The organism is Mycobacterium sp. TH-M25 (assembly GCF_057473665.1).
In genome coordinates, this window is record NZ_JBYCLA010000168.1 from 1 (window position 1) to 6,536 (window position 6,536).

Sequence of the window (6,536 nt, forward strand, 5' to 3'; positions counted from 1 at the left end):
GGGCCGCCACGCGGCCTGAGGAGGAGCCGGGCAAGTCAGCCCCGCCCGGCGACGATGCGGGCCGCCACGCGGCCTGAGGAGGAGCCGGGCAAGTCAGCCCCGCCCGGCGACGATGCGGGCCGCCACGCGGCCTGAGGAGGAGCCGGGCACGTCAGCCCAGCGCGTCGAGCACGGCGCGGGTGCCGGACAACCCCAGCCGGGTGGCGCCGGCCTCGAGCATCGCCAGTGCAGCCGCTGCCGTACGAATGCCGCCGCTGGCTTTGACTCCGAGCCGGCCGCCGACGGTATCGGCCATCAGCGCGACGGCGGCCACCGACGCCCCGCCGGCAGGATGGAAACCTGTCGAGGTCTTGACGAAGTCGGCGCCGGCGTCCTGCGCGGCGCGGCACACGGCGACCAGCGTCTGTTCATCGGCGAGAGTCAGCAACGCGGCCGACTCGACGATGACCTTCAGCACGGCGGTGGGTACTGCCGCGCGCACCGCGGCGATCTCCGACCGCACCGCGTCGATGTCGCCGGCGACCGCGGCACCGACGTCGATCACCATGTCGACTTCGCTGGCGCCGAATGTCACGGCCAGCGTCGCTTCCCCCGCCTTGATCTCGGGCATGTGCTTGCCCGACGGAAATCCCACGACCGTGGCGATCGGAAGCCCGGCCACGGTCGCGTGCGGCACCATCGACGGCGAGACGCAGACGGCGTAGGCGCCCAGCGCCGCGGCCTCTTGCGCAACCGCGGCAACCTCCACGGCGGTGGCCTCGGGCTTGAGCAGGGTGTGATCGACGAGGGCGGCGACTTGATCGCGTGTCCATGCCATCAAAACGACTCCTGCCCGCCGCCGGGATTGCAGCCGGTGGTGACCATCGTCGCGTCGTCGACGACGGGTCGCCACGGCTCCAGGTTCCAGCTGGCCTTGCCAGGCTGGACATTCTCGGCAAAATCCCAATGGCACCGGAATTGTTCGCGCATACCAGGAGTATCGGCCTGCGGCGCCAACCTGAGCACCTCGGCCCAGGCTTCGCCGGCCTCCGGGCTCAGCGATCCGAGTCGTTTGGCGGCCGCGCGGCCCGACGTCGTCGGATACACCCGAAGGCTGGACAGTTGGCTCCAATGCGCCCACTGCACGTGCTCGACGAACGGCGGCGAGTAGGGGCGGACGCTCACCGCACCCGGATCGGCGGACGCCGGAGCCACGCCGAACACGCCGATCACTGCCACCGCGAGGATGCAGAATCGCATGGCGCTATCGCGACTTACCCTGGATCTCAAGGAGTTTGGGCCGCACGTCGACCCAGTAGACGCCAGCCGCGCACGACGCGGCCACCGCTCCCATCACCTGCAGAAGCCAACCGAGCGGAACAGCCAGACCCAAAATCACCAGCCACACCGGCTTGGTCAGCTTGTCGGCGGCCGTGTAGGCATCGGGTCGCTGCATCGCCGCGTGCACAAACGCGTAAAGCGTCATCAGCAGCACGCCAACTCTCAGGTAAAAAACGACGATATTCACCAAGTCCACCCGCTAAGCGTAAGCGGGTGCCGCCAGAAACGTCGACTACTTCTGGGTGACCTTCTTGGCCGGAGCCTTCTTGGCCGGAGCCTTCTTGGCCGGAGCCTTCTTGGCCGCGCTCCCCACGGCCTTCTGGGCCTTCTTCGCAGCCGCGTCGGTCTTCTTGGGCAGTTCGATGCCGACCAGCTTGGCCGCGCGCTCGCCCACCGCCCGGGTCTGCGAAGCCACGGTGCCCAGCGCTTCCTGGGTCAGCTCGACCGCCTGGTCGACGTACCCCTCGGCACGCTCCGACACGTCGTCCAGACCGGACTGGCTGCGCAGGCGCTCCAAGGCGGCTTCGCCGCGCTCGACCAGCTCGTTGTAACGCGAGGTCGCGGCCTCCACGTAGCCCTCGGCGGCGATGCGCAGCTCGTCGGCGGTGAACTTGTCACGCAGGTCACGCAACTGCTCGGGCAGATCCTCCTGCAGTTTCGTCAGTCGAGCACGGCTCTCCTCGACCCGGCTGCGGGTGTCAGTGCGGGTCTCCTCGGCGCGGTCACGTAGCTCGATGAGCAGGTCGTTGACCGTGGCCAGGGCCAGGTCGGCGGCGCCCAGCGCGGCAAGCAGCGGGGCCTTCAGGTCGTCGATCGACGGGTTGTTATCCGCCATGGTGATTCCTCTCGTCATTCTTGTCGTGAGTCGGGGGTTGTGTAATTCAGGGCTTTGCAATCGGGCGTCCGGGTTTATGCAGTGGTGTTCTCCTCCCGGGCAACCGCGTTTTGCTGCGCGAAGGACGCGTACATGTCCAGCAGGACCTGCTTTTGTCCTTCGCTGATCTTCGCGTCGGCAACGATCGCGTCGCGGACTTCGCTCTTCGGGCCCGGCTCGAGCATTCCGGCCTGGACGTAGAGCACCTCGGCGGAGACCCTCAATGCCTTGGCGAGCTGGTTCAGCACGCCGGCCGAAGGTTTGCGCAATCCGCGCTCGATCTGGCTGAGATACGGATTGCTGACACCGGCTTTTTCCGCCAACTGCCGCACCGACACCTGCGCCGCCTCGCGCTGCGCTTTGATGAAGCTGCCGATATCCGACGCAGCGGTGGTGACCACTGCAGCAAGGTTTTCATCTTGCGGCACAGTTACTCCTCGCGTCGGCTCGTCGGTACGGACGGGCTCACGCTAGCTAACAGGCGCTAACTTTTGCAAGCACCGTTAGCGGGGCGAAGAACTTTTGCTAGCACCCTCAGAACACAAGCTGGGCTATCGCGTAGATAAGCAGCCCGGCAAGCGACCCCACCACGGTTCCATTTATCCGGATAAACTGCAGGTCACGGCCCACATGCAATTCGATGCGCCGACTGGCCTCCCCGGCATCCCAGCGTTCGATGGTGTCGGTGATGATCGCTGTGATCTCGATCCCATATTGGGCGACCACATGTTCGGCGCCGCGCACGATCCAGTTATCGACCTTTTCGCGCAATTCCGCGTCATCGCGTAGCGATTCCCCGATCTGAATCACCGCGCCAGCAATGCGTGTGCGCAAGGCACTGGACGGGTCGTCGACGCCTTCGAGCACCAACCGCTTGAGCGTTTTCCACGCCGTCCCGGCGGCGCCTGCGACCTCATCACGTGACATCAACTGCTCTTTGACTGCCTCGGCGCGCGCGATCGTGGCGTCGTCGTTCTGCAGGTCGTCGGCGAACTCGAACAAGAACTTGGTCGCCGAACGGCGCAGCTCATGTTCGGGATTGCGGCGAACCTTGTCGGTGAAATCCATCAACTCGCGATGTATGCGATCACCGACGAGGTGGTCGACGAATCGCGGCGACCACGTCGGTGAGTCGCGCTCGATCACACGTTGGATCACCTCGCCGGCATTCAGCGACCACTGGAACGCCCGGTCGGCCAGCAACTGGATCAAGGCTTCTTGGCGGTTTTCGGCGAGCAACGTGGACAGCATCCGCCCCACTGGCGGCCCCCACTGTGGTTCGGCGATGCGCCGCACGATCATCCGGTCGATCACGTGCTGGACGTCCTCGTCGCGCAGCAATTCCACCAACACTCGCAGGACCGTCGCCGATTCGGCGGCGACCCGCTCGGCGTGCGACTGCTCCGACAGCCATTTGCCCAACCGGCTCGGGATCTGTGCGTCACGAATCTTGGTGCCGACAACCTCCGGCGACAAGAAATTCTCCCGCACGAACGTGCCCAGACCCTCGCCGAGTTGGTCCTTCTTACGCTTGATGATCGCGGTGTGCGGGATCGGTATGCCCAGCGGGTGGGTGAACAGCGCGGTCACCGCAAACCAGTCCGCGAGTGCGCCGACCATCCCGGCCTCGCCGGCGGCCCCCACGTAGCCGATCCACGCTGCGGTCATGCCGTCGGCTTGCGCCCACCGGCAGCCGAGAAACACCGCAGTGGCACCCACCAGGAAGCCGAGCGCGACAACCTTCATCCGGCGCAGTGCACGCTGCCGCTCGGCGTCGGCTCGCGGGTCGGCTCCAGCAAACGACTCGGCGAAAGAGGCCACTCTGCTCGAGTCGCTCGCCGGCAACGATGCCAAGTCCCCGCGCGGCGGCTGGGGACGCTGCGGATCGGCTCGGTGCCTGGGCCCCGAAGCCGGTCGCCCGTTCAGTCCGACTGCCACGCCACCATCATTCCCGATCGACGTCGCTGTTCGGTGACAACGTGCCCTTATTTTTGGGCGGTAACTGTTACCGACTTCACGACTATTCGTGATTGCGAGAGGTCCAGACAGGAAATCTTTAGAGATAACAATTACGATGTAGCAGATCGATGGGATAGGAACTGGCATAGTGGCGAAGCAGGCCTTGGCAGCCACGGCGAAAACCGATGGTCGGAAGCGCCGGTGGCATCAGCACAAAGTGGAACGTCGCAACGAGCTGATCGACGGGACGCTCGAGGCGATCCGGCGATGTGGCCAGTACGTCAGCATGGACGAGATCGCCGGTGAGATCGGTGTCTCCAAAACCGTGCTCTACCGTTACTTCGTCGACAAGAATGATCTGACCACCGCGGTGATGATGCGCTTCACCCAGAGCACGCTGATCCCCAACATGGCCAAGGCGCTGTCGTCGAACCTGGACGGCTACGAGTTGACCCGCGAAATCATTCACGTCTACGTCGAAACGGTGGCCTCCGAGCCCGAGCCGTATCGCTTCGTGATGGCCAACAACTCGGTCGGTAAAGACAAGGTCGTCGCCGATTCCGAGCGGATCATCGCCCGCATGCTCGCGGTGGTGCTGCGCCGGCGGATGCGCGCGGCCGGCATGGACCTCGGCGGCGTCGAGCCATGGGCTTACCACATCGTCGGCGGCGTGCAGTTGGCCACTCACTCCTGGTTATTGGATCCGCGGATCAGCGCCGACGAACTGGTCGACTACTTGACGATGCTGAGCTGGAGCGCGCTGTGCGGGATCGTCGAAGTGGGTGGCTCACTGGAGAAGTTCCGCAACCAGCCGCATCCGTCGCCGAATGTGCCGCCGCTGACCGACTAGCCCGACTAGGTTGCGGTCATGAGCAGCAACGCAACGATGCGGTCTCGCCTCAGCTCCTGGGCCTACGCCCTGCGCACCACCAATCCCCCGCCGGACGCGCCCATCGACGCGATCACCCGATGGCTGGTCGTCACCCGGGCGGCGGTGTTACCGATGACGTTGTTCGCGGGGCTGGTGGCCGCGCTGCTCGCAGTCGGCCAACCCGGATTGGATTGGCGCTGGCTGACCCTGGCAATCGTCGGCATTTTGTTGGCGCACACTGCCAACAACCTGATGAACGATCTGTACGACACCCAAACCGGCCTCGACAGCGCGAGCTATCCGCGGGCGCTGTACGCCCCGCATCCAGTGCTCTCCGGCCTGGTCAGCCGTCGCACGTTGCTCACCGCGATCGGGCTGGTGAACGTCGCCGACCTGGTCATCCTGACCGTGCTGACCTGGGCGCGCGGCTGGCCGGTGGTGGCGTTCGCCCTGTCCGGTTTCGTGCTCAGCCTCGCCTACACCGCACCCCCGCTGCGGCTGAAGAAGCGAGGCCTCGGCGAGCCGGACGTATTCGTGGTCTGGGGCCCGATGATGATCTGCGGCACCTACTACTCCGCGGTCGGTCATGTCGGTTGGCCGGTGCTGTTGGCGTCGCTGCCCTATGGCCTGCTCTGCACCACCGTGTTGATGGGCAAGCACACCGATAAAATTCCCTACGACCAACCGCTGGGCATCCACACGCTGCCCGTGCTCTTCGGGGAAAGACGGGCCCGCGCAATCACCCTCGCGATGATGGTCGGGTTCTACGTGCTGGTCGCCGCCGAGGTAGCGGCCAAGGCCATGCCGTGGCCGGCGCTGCTCGTGGTGCTGGCGTTACCCCGGCTGGTCAAGGTGTGGCCGCACTTCCGCCGCCCGCCGCCCGACGAGCCGCCGGACAACTTCCCGGTGTGGCCGCTGTGGTACGCCGCACTGGCCTGGGTGCACGTCCGTCAGGCGGGCGCGCTGTTGGTGGCGGGTCTGGCGATCGGCGCGCTGGTGCCCGGCCTCGAGGGTCGTTAGTTCTTCACCAGAGTGAATTGACCGACTTCAGAGACGTTGCGCTGGAAGAAGTCCGAACACCCGACCAGATACCGCAGGTAGCGGTTGTAGACCTCCTCGGAGGTCGCAGCGACGGCCTCCTCGCGCGCGGCCTCCAGCTTCGTCGTCCAGGTGTCGAGGGTGCGGACGTAGTGCGGGGTCATCTTCTGCAGCCGCTCCACCGAAAACCCGGCGTTGGCGGAGTATTCGACGACGTCCTCGTCGCAGGGAACGGCGCCACCGGGGAAGATCTCCGCCGCGATGAACCTCATGAACCGAAGGTCGGACATGGTGATCGGGATGCCCATTTCCGGCCAACGCTTGAGCGGGTGACCCATGATCGTCTGCAGCACCATTCGGCCGTCGCCGGGCATGACCCGGTAGCACGTGTCGAAGAAAGCCTTGTAGCGCGACTTCGGGAACGCCTCGAACGCTTCGATGCTGACGATCCGGTCGACCGGCTCGTCAAACTCC

Annotated in this window: 9 protein-coding genes; 2 read left to right on the forward strand and 7 right to left on the reverse strand. The window is 65.6% G+C overall.

Annotation, left to right across the window (positions count from 1 at the left end; all coding sequences use genetic code 11):
• Positions 1-151: 151 nt before the first annotated feature.
• The 6 genes from deoC to AC2VOU_RS05810 form a co-directional block, all read right to left on the reverse strand.
• The gene (gene deoC, locus AC2VOU_RS05785) at positions 152-817 is read right to left on the reverse strand and encodes a deoxyribose-phosphate aldolase (protein ID WP_486956508.1); all 666 of its coding nucleotides are present in this window, start codon (positions 815-817) and stop codon (positions 152-154) included.
• Positions 817-1,239 (reverse strand): DUF2599 domain-containing protein, encoded by a 423-nt coding sequence (locus AC2VOU_RS05790; protein WP_486956509.1) that lies wholly within the window; start codon positions 1,237-1,239, stop codon positions 817-819. Before AC2VOU_RS05790 ends, deoC begins: the two co-directional genes overlap by 1 nt.
• Before the next feature lie 4 nt (positions 1,240-1,243).
• Complete coding sequence (locus AC2VOU_RS05795) at positions 1,244-1,465, reverse strand: DUF2516 family protein (protein ID WP_486956515.1); 222 nt, start codon at positions 1,463-1,465, stop codon at positions 1,244-1,246.
• An 87-nt stretch (positions 1,466-1,552) separates the two neighbouring features.
• The gene (locus AC2VOU_RS05800) at positions 1,553-2,155 is read right to left on the reverse strand and encodes a heparin-binding hemagglutinin (RefSeq protein WP_486956510.1); all 603 of its coding nucleotides are present in this window, start codon (positions 2,153-2,155) and stop codon (positions 1,553-1,555) included.
• 74 nt (positions 2,156-2,229) lie between these two features.
• Complete coding sequence (locus AC2VOU_RS05805; RefSeq protein WP_486956511.1) at positions 2,230-2,622, reverse strand: helix-turn-helix domain-containing protein; 393 nt, start codon at positions 2,620-2,622, stop codon at positions 2,230-2,232.
• 106 nt (positions 2,623-2,728) lie between these two features.
• Positions 2,729-4,120 carry a DUF445 domain-containing protein gene (locus AC2VOU_RS05810; RefSeq protein ID WP_486956516.1) on the reverse strand — a complete coding sequence of 464 codons (1,392 nt, stop codon included), beginning with the start codon at positions 4,118-4,120 and terminating at the stop codon, positions 2,729-2,731.
• A gap of 181 nt (positions 4,121-4,301) precedes the next feature.
• On the opposite strand from AC2VOU_RS05810, the gene AC2VOU_RS05815 reads away from it, so the two are divergent.
• Positions 4,302-5,003, forward strand: a complete 702-nt coding sequence (locus AC2VOU_RS05815) for a TetR/AcrR family transcriptional regulator (RefSeq protein WP_486956512.1) — start codon at positions 4,302-4,304, stop codon at positions 5,001-5,003.
• An 18-nt stretch (positions 5,004-5,021) separates the two neighbouring features.
• Positions 5,022-6,044 (forward strand): prenyltransferase, encoded by a 1,023-nt coding sequence (locus AC2VOU_RS05820; RefSeq protein WP_486956513.1) that lies wholly within the window; start codon positions 5,022-5,024, stop codon positions 6,042-6,044.
• Here the strand turns inward: AC2VOU_RS05820 and AC2VOU_RS05825 are convergent.
• A partial coding sequence (locus AC2VOU_RS05825; RefSeq protein ID WP_486956514.1) for a class I SAM-dependent methyltransferase occupies positions 6,041-6,536 on the reverse strand: 496 nt, incomplete at its 5' end. The genes AC2VOU_RS05820 and AC2VOU_RS05825 overlap by 4 nt on opposite strands.